Source organism: Micromonospora sp. NPDC051543 (assembly GCF_044454415.1).
Taxonomy (GTDB): domain Bacteria; phylum Actinomycetota; class Actinomycetes; order Mycobacteriales; family Micromonosporaceae; genus Micromonospora.
In genome coordinates this window covers 17,264-34,491 of sequence record NZ_JBITDT010000022.1, presented here as the reverse complement: position 1 = coordinate 34,491, position 17,228 = coordinate 17,264, and the positions used below count along the sequence as shown (strand labels likewise).

Sequence of the window (17,228 nt, the reverse complement as noted above, 5' to 3'; positions counted from 1 at the left end):
GGTTCGTCGTATTTTCGACTTCTTTTTGCATACTCGGTATGCAATTCTGGGTTGTCAATGCGACTCCTATCAATCAAGACGCACGACCAGGAGGAAACGTTGCACCAGGGAAGAAGAATGGCCGCTCTCGGCCTCGTGTCAGTGCTGGCGCTCGCCGCGCCGGCTCCGGCCTCAGCCGCGCCCGCCGCGCCCGCCCCATCCGGTGGCGCCGACCGACAGTCCACAGCGCCCGGAGCCAGCCCCGAGCGCTCGACCACCGTCACACTGATCACCGGTGACCGCGTCACCGTCACCGCATCCGGCGCCTCGGCCCAGCCCGGCCCCGGCCGTGAAGGCGTGCAGTTCCTGCTTCAGCGCGAGAGAGGACGCCTCTCGGTGCTGCCGACGGACGCGCTGCCGTTGCTGCGCTCGGGTCGGGTGGACCGGCGGCTCTTCGACGTCACCGGGCTGATCGAGGCGGGTTACGACGACGCCCACCGCAAGACGCTGCCGCTGCTGGTGTCGTACGGCTCGACGGATGCCGCCCGGCGAGCCCCGGCCGCGCTGCCCGGCACCCGGGTGGTCCGCGACCTGCCGGCGATCGAGGGGGCCGCCCTCAGCAGCGACAAGTCCTCCCTCGGCGCGGTCTGGGCGGCGGTCAGCACCGGCTCCAGCGCGGCTCGGCTCGGCGCTGCGGGGGGCGTCGAGCGAATCTGGTTGGATGGCCGTCGACGGGTGGCCCTCGACCACAGCGTGCCGCAGATCGGGGCGCCCGCCGCCTGGTCGGCCGGGTTCACCGGCAAGGGCGTCTCCGTGGCCGTGCTGGACACCGGTGTCGACGCGACCCACCCGGACCTGGCCGGCAAGGTGGCCGAGGCGCGCAACTTCACCGAGGTCGCCGACGCCCGGGACACCGTCGGCCACGGCACGCACGTGGCCTCGACCATCGCCGGCTCCGGCGCGGCCTCCGACGGCCGCTACCGGGGTGTGGCGCCGGACGCGACGCTGCTGGACGGCAAGGTCTGTGAGGACCGGGGCTGCCCCGACTCGGCGATCCTCGCCGGCATGCAGTGGGCCGCCGTGGAGAAGAAGGCCGCCGTCATCAACATGAGCCTCGGCGGCTGGGACACGCCCGAGGTCGACCCGCTCGAAGAGGCGGTGCAGACCCTGACCGCGCAGACCGGCACGCTGTTCGTCCTCGCCGCCGGAAACGACGGCTCGGACGGCTCGGTCGGCTCCCCGGCCAGCGCGGACGCCGGGCTCGCCGTGGGCGCGGTGGATCGCGACGACGAGTTGGCTGAGTTCTCCAGCCGGGGGCCCCGGATCGGTGACGACGCGCTGAAGCCCGACATCACCGCCCCCGGCGTCGACATCGTCGCGGCGAAGTCCGCCAACGGCGTCATCGGTGATCCGGTGGGGGACCGGTACGTCACGCTCTCCGGCACCTCGATGGCCACCCCGCACGTTGCCGGGTCGGCCGCGTTGCTGGCCCAGCAGCACCCGGGATGGCGGGCCGACCGGCTCAAGGCCACCCTGATGGCCGCCGCCAAGCCGCACCCGGAGCAGACCGCCTACCAGCAGGGCGCCGGGCGCGTCGACGTCGCCCACGCGATCACCCAGCAGCTCACCACCGACCCGGTGAGCGTCTCCTTCGGGCGTGCGCTCTGGCCGCACAACGACGACACCCCGATCACCCGTACGGTGACCTGGCGCAACGACGGTCCGACCCCGGTCACCGTGGACCTGAGCGTCGAGGGCGCCGGCCCGGGCGGTCGAGCGCTGCCGGCCGGTTTCTTCCAACTGGGCGCCAGCCAGCTCACCGTGCCGGCGGGTGGCACGGCCGCCACGACCGTCACCACGGACACCCGGATCGGCGACGCCGACGGCTACTGGACCGGCCGGATCGTGGCCCGGGCGGGGTCGGCGGTCGCCGTCACGCCGCTGGCCGTGCACCGGGAGGTGGAGAGCTACACGTTGACCGTGGAACACCTGAACCGCGCGGGCGCGCGTACCGCCGACCACTGGAGCGCGCTGGTCGGGATGGACACCTTCGCCGCCTGGGACCTCTTCAGTTCCGACGGGGTGGCCACCGTGCGGGTGCCCAAGGGGCACTACGGCCTCAGCGGCCTGGTCTTCGAGCCCGGGCCGGAGGACGCGCAGCGCGGGATGTCGCTGTTGATGCAGCCCGTGTTGACGATCGAGCGGGACACCCGGGTCGTCGTGGATGCCCGGCGGGCCAAGCCGGTCCGCACCACCATTCCGGACCGTGACGCCGCCCCGGAACTGATCGATGTCAGCGGCAACTTCACGGCTGCGGACGGCAGTGGGTACGGGATCGGACTCTGGGCCGACACCTTCACCGGACTGGCCAGCGGTCAGCTCGGCAAGACGGTCTCCGCCGACCAGTTCGTCTCCACCGTCAGCAGCCAGTGGATCAAACCGGGGACGCCCGACAGCCCGTACCTGTACGCGCTGGCCGAAGCGATCCCTGGCCGAATGCCGACGGGCTTCGTCCGCGACTACGCCCGGAGCGACCTGGCCGCCGTCGTACACCGGTTCCTCGGCGGCTACGCGGGCATGGACGCCGAGCGCTCCGTGTACCCCGTGTTGGAGTACAACGTCGGCGGCTCCACGCTGGTCCTGCCCACGAGCGTGCCCGGTCAGCGGGTCGAGTACTACAACACCCGGGGCGTCCAGTGGGAGTCGGACATCTACTTCGGCACCCGGGACGACGACGAGGGCTGGCTGAACCCGCAGGCCGTGCTCCTCTCCGTCCCCACCGCGTACCGGGCCGGGCGGACGGTCCAGGAGATCTGGAACCAGGCGCCGTTCGGGCCTTCCTTCCCGAACCCGCGCTGGCCGCACCAGAGCGTCACCCGGGCCGGCGACACCATCGTGGTCGACATGCCGATCTTCAGCGACGCGGCCGGTCACCCGGGCGGCTCGTTGAGCGACAGCGAGCACACCGAGCTCTGGCGCGACGGCAAGCTGGTCGGCGAGAGCGAGTACGCCGGCTACGGAGAGTTCGCCGTGCCACCGGGTAAGGCGGACTACCGGCTCGTCACGTCGTCGAAGCGGAGCTTCACCGACCTGAGCACCGAGGTGGAGTCGAGCTGGACCTTCCGGTCCCGGCACGTCGCCGGTGACACGCCGGCCCGCCTGCCGCTGATGGCGGTGCGCTTCGCGCCGCCGCTGCGCGTCGACGGCAGCGCACCGGCCGGGCGGAGCTTCCTCGTACCGGTGCAGGTGCAGCGGCAGCCCGGGGCTCCGGCCGCCGGGGTCCAGGGGCTCACCGTCGACGTCTCGTACGACGGTGGGAAGACCTGGGCCAGGGCGAAGCTGCTTCGCACCTCGGCCGATGGTTGGTCGGCACTGTTGCGGCATCCGGCCGGCCCCGGCTACGTGTCGCTGCGGGCCAGCGCCCGCGACACCGCCGGCAACACGGTGACGCAGCGGATCATCCAGGCGTACCGCCTGCGCTGAGGCGCACCCCCGTCGGGGGGGGGGGGGGCCCCCGCCCCCGCGCGCCCGGCGCGGGGCTGCCAGGGGGCAGCCCGCCGCCAACTGGGTGCCGCAGCGGATCATCCCGGCGTCCCGCCGGCGCGGCGGCGCCCCCCGGGGGGGGCGGCGGCCGCGCGCCGCGCCCCCGGCGGGTACGTCAGTCGTTCGCGTGCAGGGCGGCGTTCAGCTCGATGCCCCGGCCGGTGCGCGGCCGGGCCTCCAGCGCGCCGGTCACCGAGTTGCGCCAGAACAGCAGGCCGTCGACGCCGGACAGCTCCCGGCCCTTGACCACCCGGCCGTCCGGCAGGGTGATCTTGGAGGCGGCGGTGATGTAGCAGCCGGCCTCGACCACGCAGTCGTCGCCGAGGGAGATGCCCACACCCGCGTTCGCGCCGATCAGGCTCCGCTCGCCGATGCTGATCTTCTCGGTACCGCCACCGGAGAGGGTGCCCATGATCGAGGCGCCACCGCCGACGTCGGAGCCGTCGCCGACCAGCACCCCCTGCACGATCCGCCCCTCGACCATCGAGGTGCCGACCGTGCCGGCGTTGAAGTTGACGAAGCCCTCGTGCATCACCGTCGTGCCGGCGGCCAGGTGGGCGCCGAGGCGCACCCGGTCGGCGTCGGCGATCCGCACACCCGAGGGCACCACGTAGTCGGTCATCCGAGGGAACTTGTCCACCCCGTACACCGACAGGTGGCGGCCGGCGGCCCGCTCGATCACCCGCAGCTCGTCCACCCGCTCCGGCGGGCACGGCCCGGCGGACGTCCAGGCCACGTTCGCCAGCTTGCCGAAGATGCCGTCGAGGTTGAGCTGGTTGGGCCGCACCAGGCGGTGGGAGAGCAGGTGCAACCGGAGGTACGCGTCGGAGGCGTCCTTGATGGGGTCGTCCAGCGAGCCGATGACGGTGACCACCTGCACGGTACGCAGACCGGGCAGCGGCCGGTCGCCCAGCGCGCCCGGCGGCAGGTCGAGCACGTCCGACTTGTCCTCGCCGGCGATCAGCGGCAGCTCACCCAGGCCCAGCTTGCCGGTCGGGTACCAGGTGTCGAGCACCTGCCCGTCGGCGGTGACGGTGGCCAGGCCGATGCCCCAAGCGGAATCTGCGGACGTCACTGTTAACCCTCTCGGTCGCGGCCAGGCCGGCCTCGGCTCGCTCCTCGCGCTGACAGACCTGAAGGTACCGTGCGAACCATGGAGAACCCGCTGACCCCCGAGGTCCTCGCCGATCCGGTGCAGCTGACCCGCGCTCTGGTCGACATAGAGTCCGTGTCCCTCAACGAGAAGGCGATCGCCGACTGCGTCGAAGAGGTGCTGCGGGGCGTACCGCACCTGAGTACCCACCGGCACGGCAACACCGTGATGGCCCGTACCGACCTGGGTCGCTCGCAGCGCGTCGTGCTGGCCGGGCACCTCGACACCGTGCCGCTGAACAACAACTTCCCGTCGACCATGCGCGGCGACCTGATGTACGGCTGCGGAACCTCCGACATGAAGTCCGGCACCGCCTACGCGTTGCACCTGGCGGTGACGCTGCCCGAGCCGCGCTACGACGTGACGTACTTCTTTTACGAGGCCGAGGAGATCGAGTCCCGGTACAACGGGCTCAACCTGGTCGCCCAGGCGTTCCCGGAGTGGTTGGAGGCGGACTTCGCGGTGCTGCTGGAGCCGACGTACGGCATCGTCGAGGCGGGCTGTCAGGGCGTCATGCGCGCCATCGTGACGACGACCGGTGAGCGGGCGCACGCGGCGCGCTCCTGGCGCGGTGTGAACGCCATCCACGGGGCCGGTGAGGTGCTGCGGCGTCTCCAGACCTACGAGGCCCGCCGGGTCACCATCGAGGGGTGCGACTACCGCGAGGGCATGAACGCGGTACGGATCAACGGTGGGGTGGCCGGCAACGTCATCCCGGACCTGTGCGAGATCGAGGTCAACTACCGGTTCGCCCCCGACCGGACCCCGGCCGAGGCGGAGGCGCACCTGCGTGAGGTGTTCGCCGGTTTCGAGCTGCGGCTCGCCGACTCGATCGCGGGCGCCCCGCCCGGGCTCAGCGCCGCCCCGGCGAAGGAGTTCCTGGCGGCGGTCGGCGCCGCACCGATCGGCAAGCTGGGTTGGACGGACGTGGCCCGGTTCGCGGCCATGGGGATTCCGGCGTTGAACTTCGGCCCGGGTGACCCCAACCTGGCCCACCACCGGGACGAGCACGTCGAGATCAGCAAGATCCGTGACGGCGCGGCGACGCTGCACCGCTGGCTCGCGCCGGCCTGATCCCGGTCACCTTCGTTGCCGGTGACCAAGAGGTTCGCGTCAGCCTGGCCCGTTGTCGGCGGCGCGAACCTCTTGGTCGGCTCCGGATCCAGCGGCGGCAGGCGAGAAGGCGGGATCGAGGGCGCGAATGCGACGGCGCTCGGCCACCACGTCTCGGATCCGTCGCTGCATCTGTCGACGGATCCGGATCATCTCGCTGTTGCTGATCACGCTGTCTCCTCCCCCGAAGGCGCGCGCCCGGGCATACCCGGTATGCGAATAGTAAGACGTACGGGGAAGCCAAATAGTTGCCCTTGATCGCGAACTATTTCTCCGGCTCCCCGCCCCGGACCCCGACGGTGTGCCGCTCCACTACGGTTGCTGCATGAGCCAGAACAACGGGCGGGAGGCCGGCCGCGGTCCCGGACAGGAGCGGCACCGGGGCGCTGTCACGCTGCGTCGGGGTGCCATTCCGAACAGCACCGCCGACCAGCGGCTGCTGGATTCGCGTGGACGGGGCGACTGGAAGACCAAGGACGCCTGGCGCGCGCTGCGCATCCTCTCCGAGTTCGTCGAGGGCTTCGACACCCTCGCCGACCTGCCGCCGGCCGTCAGCGTGTTCGGCTCGGCGCGCAGCGGTCCGGACACCGCCGAGTGCCGGTTGGCCGAGGAGGTGGGCGGCGCGCTGGCCCGCGCGGGCTACGCGGTGATCACCGGCGGCGGGCCGGGCGTGATGGAGGCCGCCAACCGGGGCGCCACCGAGGCCGGCGGGCTCTCCGTCGGGCTCGGCATCGAGCTTCCGTTCGAGCAGGGCATCAACGACTGGGTCGACCTGGCCATCGACTTCCGCTACTTCTTCGCCCGCAAGACCATGTTCGTCAAGTACGCCCAGGCGTTCGTGGTGCTGCCCGGTGGGTTCGGCACCATGGACGAGCTCTTCGAGGCGCTGACCCTGGTGCAGACCGGCAAGGTCACCCGGTTCCCGGTCGTGCTGATGGGGGTGGCCTACTGGCAGGGACTGCTCGACTGGCTGCGCGACACGATGGCCGCCAGCGGCAAGATAGGCCCGGTGGACCTGGACCTGATCTGCCTCACCGACGACGTCAACGCCGCCGTCCGCCACATCGTCGAGGCCGAGGCGGCGCTCTCCGCCGAGCAGGACGCGGTCCGCGACGAGGCCGTGGCGCGTACCGGCGCCGACCAGCAGGCCGCCGCCGAGCAGGCCGCCGACCGGCCCCGGGAGGACTGATGGCCGCCGTCTGCGTCTTCTGCGCCTCCTCCCGTACCCTCGACCAACGCTGGCTCGACCTCGCCACCGAGACCGGTGCGGAGCTCGCCCGGCGCGGGCACACCCTGGTCAGCGGCGGTGGCTGCGTCGGCATGATGGGCGCGGTGGTCGACGGCGCCCGATCCGCCGGCGGACGCACGGTGGGTGTCATCCCACAGGCGCTCGTCGACCTGGAGGTCGCCGACCTGGCCTCGGACGAACTGCTGGTCACCGACTCGATGGCCGATCGCAAGACCCTGATGATCGACCGGTCGGACGCGTTCCTCGCCCTGCCCGGCGGCCTCGGCACGCTGGACGAGCTGTTCGAGGTCTGGACCACCGCCACCCTGGCGCTGCACACCAAGCCGATGGTGCTGATCGACGCCGACGGCTTCTACCGCCCCCTGCTGGACTGGTTGCACACCATCACCGACCAGCACTTCCTCAAACCGGCCGGCCTCGACCTGCTGACCGTGGTCACCACGGTCCCCGAGGCCCTGAAGGCGCTGGAGTCCCACCTACCCTGACTCCGGGCCACCTCGTCGGTCGTGAGGGTGGCGGCAGGGCCGTCGGCGTGTCGTGCCGCCACCTTCACGATCGGCGTGGCGGCGTGGGATGGGGTTGCTGTCGTAGGGAGGTGATGGGATTTGGTGATGCAGTCGTACCGGTTGGTGCGGCGGCCCGGAGGGCCGGCGCCGGGGGACGGGACCGCGCCGGGGGACGGGACCGCGCCGGGTGACGGTGGCGTCCTCGCCGTCGCGGCCGACCCGACCGGGTCGGCGGGCCCGCGCTGGCACGCCGATCCCGTCCAGGCCGAGATCGTCGGGCACACCGACGGGCCGATGCTCGTCGTCGGCGGCCCGGGCACCGGCAAGACCAGCACCCTCGTCGAGGCGGTCGCCGCCCGGATCGCCGAGGGGGTCGACCCGGAACGGATCCTCGTGCTGACCTTCGGCCGCCGGGGCGCCACCGCACTGCGCCAGCGCATCGAGGCCCGGGTCGCGCAGGACGGCTACCGGGTGCTGCGGGAGCCGCTGGTGCGTACCTTCCCGGCGTACGCCTTCGGGCTGCTGCGTCGCGCCGCCGCCGAGCGCGGCGAGCCGTCACCCCGCCTGCTGACCGGCCCCGAGCAGGATCTGATCATCCGCGAGCTGCTCGACGCGGTGGGCGAGGCGCCCGAGGACGACACGGTCGGCTGGCCCACCGACCTGCGGCCGGCACTGCGCACCCGGGCCTTCGCCGGTCAACTGCGTGACCTGCTCATGCGCGCCGCCGAACGCGGTGTGGGTCCGGGCGACCTGGCCCGGCTGGGCGAGAAGCTCGGCCGCGCCGACTGGCCGGCCGCCGCGCGCTTCCTGCGGGAGTACGTCGAGGTGCTCGCGCTGCGCGACGTCAGCAACCGGGGTTCGATCGCGTACGACCCCGCCGAGCTGGTCCGGGCGGCCACCGGTCTGCTGCGCGACGACGAGGAGTTGCTGGCCGCCGAGCGCCACCGCCTCGCCCACGTGTACGTCGACGAGCTGGCCGACACCGATCCCGCCCAACTCGAACTGCTCTCGGTCATCGCCGGTGGTGGCAAGCCGCTCGTGGCCTTCGCCGACCCCGACTCCTCCACGTACGCCTTCCGGGGTGCCGACCCGGCGGGAGTGTCCACCTTCCGGCACCGTTTCCGGACGGCCTCCGGAGCGCCGGCCGCGCAGGTGCTGCTGAGCACGTCGTACCGGGCCGGGCCGGTTCTGCTCGACGCGGTGGCCCGGCTGGGCCGCCGGCTCCGTGGCCCGACGGCGCACCGCCGACTGCGTCCGCTTCCGGACGCCCCGGCCGGCGTGGTCGAGGTGCACACCTTCCGGTCGGCGACCAGCGAGGCCGCCTGGCTGGCCCACATGCTGCGCTCGGCCCACCTGCTGGACGGCGTGCCGTGGTCGCGGATGGCGGTGCTGGTGCGGTCCACCGCCCTGCAACTGCCGACCCTGCGACGCGCGCTGCACGCCGCCGGCGTCCCGACCGTGGTGCACGGCGAGGACCTTCCGCTGCACCTGCAACCCGCGGTGGCGCCGCTGTTGCTGCTGCTGCGGTGCGCCCTCGAACCGGACCGGCTCGACGAGGAGGCCGCGGTCGCGCTGCTGCACTCGCCGCTGGGCGGCGCCGACCCGCTGGCCGAACGACGGCTGCGGCAGGGGCTGCGCGCCCTGGCGTTGGCCGGGGGCGACCGCCGCCCGTCCGGCGAGCTGATCGTCGAGGCGTTGCGTGACCCGACGGAGCTGGCCACCATCGACCGACGGTGGGCGGAGCCGGCGCAGGCGGTGGCCGGTCTGCTCGCCACCGCCCGGGACGCCGCCGCCCAACCGGGCGCCACCGCGGAGACCGTCCTCTGGGAGGTGTGGGATGCCAGCGGCCTGGCCGAACGCTGGGCCGGCGCGATCGCCCAGGGGCGGCCGGTGGCCGGCGAGGGCGACCTGGCCCGGCGTCGGCGGGCCGAGGCGGCCGACCGCGACCTGGACGCCGTGCTCGTGCTCTTCGACGCGGCGGCCCGCTTCACCGACCGGCTACCGGGCGCGCGCACCGAGGTCTTCCTCGACCACGTGCTCGCCCAGGACCTGCCGGCGGACACCATCGCGCCGACCGCCGACCGGGGCGCGGCGGTACGACTGCTCACCGCGCACGCCGCGAAGGGCCTGGAGTGGGACCTGGTGGCGATCGCCGGCGTGCAGGAGGGCATCTGGCCGGACCTGCGCCTGCGCGGCAGCCTGCTCGGGTCGGAACGGCTGGTCGACGTCCTGGCCGGCCGGTCCGTCGGCGGCGCCCGGGCCGCCAACGTCGTGGGTCAGACCTCGGCGCTGCTCGACGAGGAGCGCCGGCTGTTCCACGTCGCCATCAGCCGGGCCCGACACCGCCTGCTGGTCAGCGCGGTGGCGTCGGCGGCGGTCGGTGGCGACGACCATGAGGAGCAGCCCAGCCGGTTCCTGCACGAGCTGGGCCCGATCGCTCCGCCGAGTCCGCCCGACGCGCCGACGCCGCCCATCGGCCCAGCCGGTCCGCCCGGCCCGCGCACCGGCCCGCCCGGTGCTGGGCCCGCCACCGACGCCGCCTTCACCACCAGCGCGGCCGGCACCAGCGCGGTCGCCGCCGACGCGACCAGCACCAGCACGACCGACGACAGCGTGGTCGCCGCCAACGCGACCGGCAACGGCGGGGCACGCAACGGCGGTACCGCCGCGGCCGTTGGTGGCGGTGACGGTCTGGCCGATGGAGACGACGAACCGGACCAGCCCGGTGGGCTGCCGGTCACCCGGCCGCCACGGGCGCTCACCCTGCCGGCGTTGGTCGCCGAGCTGCGTACCGCCATCATCGACCCGGCCGCGCCGGCGGCCCGGCGGCGCGCGGCGGCGGCCGAGTTGGCGCGGCTCGCCGCCGCCGGAGTGCCCGGCGCGCACCCCGACGACTGGTGGGGGCTGCGGGCGCTCTCCGACGACCGGCCGTTGGTCGACGACGGCGCGCCGGTGCGGGTCACGCCCTCGGCGATGGAGAGCGCGCTGCGGTGCAGCCTGCGCTGGCTGCTGGAACGGCACGGCGGCAGCGGCCCGACCAGCACCGCGCAGGGCGTCGGCAACCTGGTGCACGCCGCCGCGATGCTCGCCGAGGACGCCAGCGCCGACCGGGGCGCACTGCTCGACTACGTGGCCGCCCGGTTCGACGCGATCGAGCTGGCCGCCCGGTGGATGGCCGGCCCCGAGCGGGAGCGCGCCGAGGCGATGGTCGACAAGCTGCTGCGTTGGCTCGCCACCAACCCGCGTCGGCTGCTCGCCATCGAACACGAGTTCGCGGTCCGGCTGGACGATCCGCAGCGCCCGGTCGACCTGACCGGGCGGGTCGACCGGCTGGAGGTCGACGAGGCCGGCCGGCTCGTGGTGATCGACCTCAAGACCGGCAAGTCCACCGCGGTCACCGGCAGCGAACTGGCCGAGCACCCGCAGCTCGGCGCGTACCAGGCTGCGGTGGAGGCGGGCGCGTTCGCCGAGTTCGGCGACGAGTCCGGTGGCGCGGCGCTGGTGCAGCTCGGCACCTCCGCCAAGGACGCCCGGGAGCAGAACCAGGCCGCGGCGGGGGAGGGCCCGGCGGCCGGCTGGGCGACGGCGCTGGTCCGGCGGACCGCCGATACGATGGCAGCCGCCACGTTCGCGGCGGTCGCCAACTCGAAGTGCCGGGTCTGCCCGGTGCGGACCAGCTGTCCAGTCTCCGGGCAGGGACGCCAGGTGGTCGAGCCGCCGACCGTCCGTCCCCCGGAGAATTCATGACCCAGCCCACCCTGTTCGGCGCGGGTCCCGCGCCGACACCCCGGCTCGCGGACTCCGGACCCCGCTACACGCCGGTGGAGCTGGCCAAGTTGCTGCGGCTGCCGGCGCCGACCCGGGAACAGGCCGAGATCATCGCCGCCCCGGTGGAGCCGCTGCTGGTGGTCGCGGGCGCCGGGTCCGGCAAGACGGAGACGATGGCCGCCCGGGTGGTCTGGCTGGTGGCCAACTCGTACGTGCGCCCGGAGCAGATCCTGGGGCTGACCTTCACCCGCAAGGCGGCCGGTGAGCTGGCGCACCGGGTCCGTACCCGGCTCGACCAACTGATCCGGAGGGTCGGCCGGCAGGACCGCGACCCGCTCGCCGGTGAGCCCACCGTCTCCACCTACCACTCGTACGCCGGGCGGATCGTCACCGAGCACGGTCTGCGCGCCGGCTACGAGCCGTCGACCCGGCTGCTCACCGAGGCGTCCCGCTGGCAGTTGGTCGACCTGCTGGTGCGCAACTACGACGGCGACATGTCCGAGGTGGACCGGATGCCGAGCACCATCACCGACGCGGTGCTGGCGCTCGCCGGGGAGCTGGACGAGCACCTGGTCGGCCCGGACGAGTTGGCGGCCTGGACCGGTCGGTTCTTCGCCGAGGTGCAGTCGCGACCGGGCCGGGTCTACGCCGACGTGCGCAAGGCGCTCACCCTGCAACAGACCCGGCTGCGCCTGCTGCCGCTGGTCCGCGCGTACGCCCGGCGCAAGCTCGACTTCGAGGCGATGGACTTCGCCGACCAGCTCGCCCGGGCGGCCCGGGTGGCACGGGATCACCCGGCCGTCGGCGAGATCGAGCGGGACCGCTTCCGGGTGGTGCTGCTCGACGAGTACCAGGACACCAGCCACGCGCAGGTGGTGCTGCTCAACGCGCTGTTCGGTGGCGGGCACCCGGTGACCGCGGTCGGTGATCCCTGCCAGTCCATCTACGGCTGGCGGGGTGCCAGCGCCGGCACTCTCGACCGGTTCCCGGCCGAGTTCGCGCGGTCCGACGGCGAGCCGGCGCGGGCGTTGGGGCTGACCACCAGTTGGCGTAACCGCCCGGAGATCCTACGGGTGGCGAACGCGCTGTCCACGCCGTTGCGGGCGGCCGGCGCCCGGGTTCCGGAGCTGCGCTCCGCGCTGACCGTCCGAGACCCGATTCCGCATCGCAGCCCCGGTGGGGCGGCCGGTGGCACGGTGCACTGCGCGCTGCTGCACACGTACGCCGACGAGGCCGCGTGGATCGCCGACAGTGTGCTCGCCGCGTGGCGTGGCGCGGCCCGGATGCCGGGCGCCGCGCCCGAGCACATCCCGGTGGCGCAGCGCCCGACGACGGCCGTGCTGGTCCGCGTCCGTAGCCAGATTCCGGCGATCGAGTCGGCGCTGCGCGAGCGCGGCCTTCCGGTGGAGGTGGTCGGGCTGGGTGGCCTGCTCGACACTCCCGAGGTCCGGGACGTGGTGTGCACGCTGCGGGTGCTGGCCGACCCGACCGACGGGGCCGCCCTGCTGCGGTTGCTCACCGGCGCCCGGTGGCGGATCGGACCGCGTGATCTGGTGGCGCTGCACCGACGGGCGCGGGGCATCGCGAAGGCCCGCCAACAGGTGGCCGCCGACGAGGACTCGGACATCAGCCCCGACCTGCTGGACGAGGCGACCCTGGTGGAGGCGTTGGCCGATCTCGGGCCGGCGCAGGCGTACTCGGCGGAGGGGTTCGCGCGGCTGCGGGCGTACGGCATGGAGTTGGCGCTGCTGCGCTACCGCCTGGACCAGGCGCTGCCGGATCTGATCGCGGACATCGAGCGGACCATCGGCCTGGATGTGGAGGTCGCGGTGCGCGCCGGCCGCGACGGCGCGGGCGACGCCGGGCTGGCGCGGGGTCACCTGGACGCCCTGGCCGACGTGGCGGCCCGCTTCAGCGGTGAGACGCCCGGCGCGACGCTCTCCGGCTTCCTGTCCTACCTGGCCGCCGCCGAGGACGAGGAGCGCGGCCTGGCCCCGGGCGAGGTCGAGGTCGTGGAGGGCGCGGTGCAGGTGGTCACCGCACACGCCGCCAAGGGCCTGGAGTGGGACGTCGTGGCGGTGGCCGGGCTGTGCCGTGGGTCGTGGCCCGGTCCGGTCCGCAACTCCGACCACTGGCTGGGCGGTCTGGGAGTGCTGCCGTTCCCGTTGCGGGGGGACGCCGACGGGCTTCCCGAGCTGGCGCTCGACGAGGCTGCCGACCAGCGTGCCGTGGCCCGGGCGGTGGCCGACTTCACCGATGCCTGGCGGGCCCACGACGAGCGGGAGGAGCGCCGGCTGACGTACGTCGCGGTGACCCGGCCGCGCCGGCTGCTGCTGTGCTCCGGGTACTGGTGGGGCGAGGGTACGAAGCGACCGCGGGGTCCGTCGGTCTTCCTGCGCGAGGTGTACGACGCCTGCCTGGACGGCGGCACCGGGCACCTGGTCGACACGTGGACGCCGGAGCCCACCCCGGACGCCACGAACCCGACGGCGGAGGTGGTGCTCCGCGCGGAGTGGCCGGCCGACCCGCTGGGCGGCCGCCGGCCGGCGTTGGCCGAGGCGGCCGGACTGGTCCGCCGGCTGATGAGCGACGGTCCGGCGTCGGCGCTGCCGGGTCCGGTCGGGCCGGCGCTCGCCGGTGCGCTGCCGTCGACCGGGTCGGACGCCGAGACGGTCGAGACCGCAGACCCGGAGGTGGCGCGCTGGCGGCAGGAGGCGGACCTGCTGCTGGCCGAGCGGGCCGAGCTGACCCGGCTCTCCGGCGCGGTCGAGGTGGCCCTGCCGGGGCAGCTCAGCGTCACCCAGTTGGTGGCGTTGCGGCGTGACCCGGCCGCGCTGGCCCGTACGCTGCGCCGCCCGGTGCCCACCGAGCCGAATCCGTACGCCCGCCGGGGCACCGCCTTCCACGCGTGGCTGGAGCAGCGTTTCGGCGCCGACCGGTTGCTCGACGTGGACGAGCTGCCCGGCGCGGCGGACGCGGACGCCGCGCCGGACGAGGCCCTGGTCGAGCTTCAGGAGCGCTTCCTGGCCAGCGAGTGGGCCGACCGGGTGCCGGTCGAGGTGGAGGTGCCCTTCGCCACGGTGATCGCGGGTGTGGTGGTCCGGGGGCGGATGGACGCGGTCTTCTCCCGCCCGGGCGGGCGGTTCGACGTGGTCGACTGGAAGACCGGCGCGCGTCCCACCGGCACGGCGGCCCAGGTGGCGGCGGTCCAGTTGGCTGTGTACCGGCTGGCCTGGGCCGAGCTGGCCGGTGTCGACGTCGAGCGGGTGGGCGCGGCGTTCCACTACGTGCGGGACGGGGCGACCGTCCGTCCGACCGATCTGCTGGACGTGACCGGGCTCACCGCCATGATCGCCCACTTGCCCGTGGATTCCGACCAAGTTTGACCACGACGGGGAAATCCGTGGTACGTTGACCGGGTTGCAGTTTTGGTTACCAGAGACTCTGTGTGCGCCTGGCGGGATTGTGGCCCCAGGCGCTCTTTGTTGTGTCCGGAGTTCTCCGGGCGGGGCGACCAGAAGCGACAGGCGATTCGCGCATCCCCGCGCGGAGCGCTCCTCTTCGGGCGCGCAACAAGTGCGCGTCCGACGTTCCGTCAAGGAGACGAAACACATGGCTATTGGCACCGTGAAGTGGTTCAACGCTGACAAGGGCTTCGGCTTCATCACCCCGGACGGCGGCGGCGCTGACGTCTTCGCCCACTTCTCGGCGATCCAGTCCTCCGGCTACCGGAGCCTGGACGAGAACCAGCGGGTCGAGTTCGAGGTGACCCAGGGCCAGAAGGGCCCGCAGGCGGAGAACATCCGTCCGCTCTGATCTTCGGATCGGTTCGTAGTACCCGTCGCGCCCTCCGGGTGTGACGGTGACGGGACCGGCCCGCCCCGCCGTCGACCCGCTCAACGCGGGCGGCGGCTCGGCGGCGGGCCGGCCCGTACCCTAATCGGTTCGTGCTTGTGAGTCCTGGCGGCCTTGTTACGCCGGTGACAGCGCCGAGTTCGGCGCCCTCCCTCGACACGTGCCGCGTCGAGGAAGGCTTCTGCGTGACCACAGTTATTCCGTCTTTTGCCCATACCGGTCTGGCGCCGGCGCTGCTGAGCGCCCTGACCGCGCAGGGCATCACCGAGCCGTTCCCGATCCAGTCGGCCACGCTGCCCGACTCGCTCGCCGGTCGGGACGTGCTCGGCCGGGGTCGTACCGGCTCCGGTAAGACGCTCGCCTTCGGGCTTCCCCTGCTTTCGCGTACCGCCGGCCGTAAGGCCCGGCCGGGTCGCCCGCTGGCCCTGGTGCTGGTGCCGACCCGTGAGCTGGCTCAGCAGGTGACCACCGCGCTGGCCCCGTACGCCCGCGCCGTCGGTCTGCGCTGCGCCACCGTCGTCGGCGGACTGTCGTTGCAGCGCCAGGCCGACGCGCTGCGCGCCGGCGCCGAGGTGGTCGTGGCGACCCCCGGTCGTCTGCACGACCTGATCAACCGCGGCGACGCCCGGCTCGACCAGGTCGAGATCACCGTCCTGGACGAGGCCGACCAGATGGCCGACATGGGCTTCCTGCCGCAGGTGACCAAGCTGCTGGAGCAGGTCGCCCCGCAGGGTCAGCGGATGCTCTTCTCCGCCACCCTCGATGGTGGTGTGGACCGGCTGGTCCGCCGCTTCCTCAGCAGCCCGGTCACCCACTCGGTCGACCCGGGCACCGCCACGGTCACCGCGATGACCCACCACGTGCTGCACGTCGACGCGCTCGACAAGCCCGACGCGCTGGCCCGGATCGCGGCCCGCGAGGGCCGCACCATCCTGTTCATGGGCACCAAGCACCGCGCCGACCGGCTCGCCCGCCAGTTGCTCTCCAAGGGTGTACGCGCCGCCGCGCTGCACGGCGGCAAGTCCCAGCCGCAGCGCACCCGCATCCTGGAGCAGTTCCGCAACGGTCAGGTGACCGCCCTGGTCGCCACGGACGTGGCGGCGCGCGGCATCCACGTGGACGGCCTCGACATGGTCGTCAACGTGGACCCGCCGACCGAGGCGAAGGACTACCTGCACCGGGGCGGTCGGACGGCCCGTGCCGGCGAGTCCGGCTCGGTGGTGACGCTGGTCCTGCCCGAGCAGCGCCGCGACGTGTCCCGGCTGATGGCCACCGCCGGCATCCGGCCGCAGTCGTTCCAGGTGCGTCCCGGTGACGAGGCGCTGGCCCGGGTCACCGGGGCCCGCGAGCCCTCCGGTGTGCCGGTCACCATCGCCGTCCCGCAGGCCGCGGCCAACCGGGGACGGGCCGCAGGTGGCTCGGCCGCCGACGGCGCGCCCCGCTCCGCGCACCGGGCGTCGGGCCGGTCCCGCCGCCCGCGCCGCCCGCGTACGGTCTGATCTTCTCCGCACGACACCGACCCGTCCCGCTTCGGCTGGGCGGGTCGGTTCGTTCCGTGCGGCTTCCCGCCACTTGACCGTTCGGTTGAATCGGTAATCAGCCTCCGTTGGGTCGGCTGGCCGACTGTGCCCTGCCCCCGGGTGGTCGAAGCTGACCAGCGGGGGAATTGGGCGGGGGCCCGGCACGGGGGAGGAGCGGCAATGGTGGGCGAAGCCGGCTCGGGGGCGCTGCGTGAACTGATCCTGGTGGTCGCGGTCGGGCTCGCCGGGTTGCTCCTCGCCATGCTCGCGGCCTTCGGCCCCTGGCATGCCACCACGGCGGGCAACGCTCCCGCCGGTCTGGTGGAGCTGCGCAGTCCCGGCGACCCGGGCTCCGGCCCGACGGTCGAGCACCGGGGCTGAGCAGCGACCGGCCGACCGGCGCCGGCGGAGGGGCAGGCCCGGTCAGGATCGGTACGAGGTGTGGTGGGGGCGGCGGGGGCCCCGCCCCCCCACCACCCCCCGCCCCCCGTTGGCCCGGGGGGGCGGGGGCCGCGCGGTTTGGGGTTTTTTTTTTTATTATT

The 17,228-nt window shown here is 73.6% G+C and carries 10 protein-coding genes; 9 read left to right on the top strand and 1 reads right to left on the bottom strand.

Going from position 1 to position 17,228, the window contains the following annotated elements:
- The first annotated feature begins 117 nt into the window (after nucleotides 1-117).
- Nucleotides 118-3,462 (top strand): S8 family serine peptidase, encoded by a 3,345-nt coding sequence (locus ACIA3K_RS28890; RefSeq protein WP_396804751.1) that lies wholly within the window; start codon nucleotides 118-120, stop codon nucleotides 3,460-3,462.
- 175 nt (nucleotides 3,463-3,637) lie between these two features.
- Here the strand turns inward: ACIA3K_RS28890 and dapD are convergent, their stop codons facing one another.
- The gene (gene dapD, locus ACIA3K_RS28885) at nucleotides 3,638-4,597 is read right to left on the bottom strand and encodes a 2,3,4,5-tetrahydropyridine-2,6-dicarboxylate N-succinyltransferase (protein WP_396804750.1); all 960 of its coding nucleotides are present in this window, start codon (nucleotides 4,595-4,597) and stop codon (nucleotides 3,638-3,640) included.
- Nucleotides 4,598-4,675: 78 nt separating this feature from the next.
- On the opposite strand from dapD, the gene dapE reads away from it, so the two are divergent.
- The 8 genes from dapE (at nucleotide 4,676) to ACIA3K_RS28845 (ending at nucleotide 17,067) form a co-directional block, all read left to right on the top strand.
- Nucleotides 4,676-5,749 (top strand): succinyl-diaminopimelate desuccinylase, encoded by a 1,074-nt coding sequence (gene dapE / locus ACIA3K_RS28880; RefSeq protein ID WP_396804749.1) that lies wholly within the window; start codon nucleotides 4,676-4,678, stop codon nucleotides 5,747-5,749.
- A gap of 364 nt (nucleotides 5,750-6,113) precedes the next feature.
- The gene (locus ACIA3K_RS28875; protein WP_396804748.1) at nucleotides 6,114-6,977 is read left to right on the top strand and encodes a TIGR00730 family Rossman fold protein; all 864 of its coding nucleotides are present in this window, start codon (nucleotides 6,114-6,116) and stop codon (nucleotides 6,975-6,977) included.
- Nucleotides 6,977-7,522 carry a TIGR00730 family Rossman fold protein gene (locus ACIA3K_RS28870; protein ID WP_396804747.1) on the top strand — a complete coding sequence of 182 codons (546 nt, stop codon included), beginning with the start codon at nucleotides 6,977-6,979 and terminating at the stop codon, nucleotides 7,520-7,522. The genes ACIA3K_RS28875 and ACIA3K_RS28870 overlap by 1 nt, the downstream gene beginning before the upstream one ends.
- 126 nt (nucleotides 7,523-7,648) lie before the next feature.
- A complete protein-coding gene (locus ACIA3K_RS28865; RefSeq protein WP_396804746.1) occupies nucleotides 7,649-11,290 on the top strand; it encodes an ATP-dependent helicase in 3,642 nt (1,213 codons plus the stop codon).
- A complete protein-coding gene (locus ACIA3K_RS28860; RefSeq protein WP_396804745.1) occupies nucleotides 11,287-14,697 on the top strand; it encodes an ATP-dependent helicase in 3,411 nt (1,136 codons plus the stop codon). The genes ACIA3K_RS28865 and ACIA3K_RS28860 overlap by 4 nt, the downstream gene beginning before the upstream one ends.
- 226 nt (nucleotides 14,698-14,923) lie before the next feature.
- On the top strand, nucleotides 14,924-15,127 hold the full coding sequence (locus ACIA3K_RS28855) for a cold-shock protein (protein ID WP_007464836.1): 204 nt from the start codon (nucleotides 14,924-14,926) through the stop codon (nucleotides 15,125-15,127).
- 224 nt (nucleotides 15,128-15,351) lie between these two features.
- The gene (locus ACIA3K_RS28850) at nucleotides 15,352-16,665 is read left to right on the top strand and encodes a DEAD/DEAH box helicase (protein WP_396804744.1); all 1,314 of its coding nucleotides are present in this window, start codon (nucleotides 15,352-15,354) and stop codon (nucleotides 16,663-16,665) included.
- A 201-nt stretch (nucleotides 16,666-16,866) separates the two neighbouring features.
- Complete coding sequence (locus ACIA3K_RS28845; protein ID WP_396804743.1) at nucleotides 16,867-17,067, top strand: hypothetical protein; 201 nt, start codon at nucleotides 16,867-16,869, stop codon at nucleotides 17,065-17,067.
- The last annotated feature ends 161 nt before the right edge of the window (nucleotides 17,068-17,228 follow it).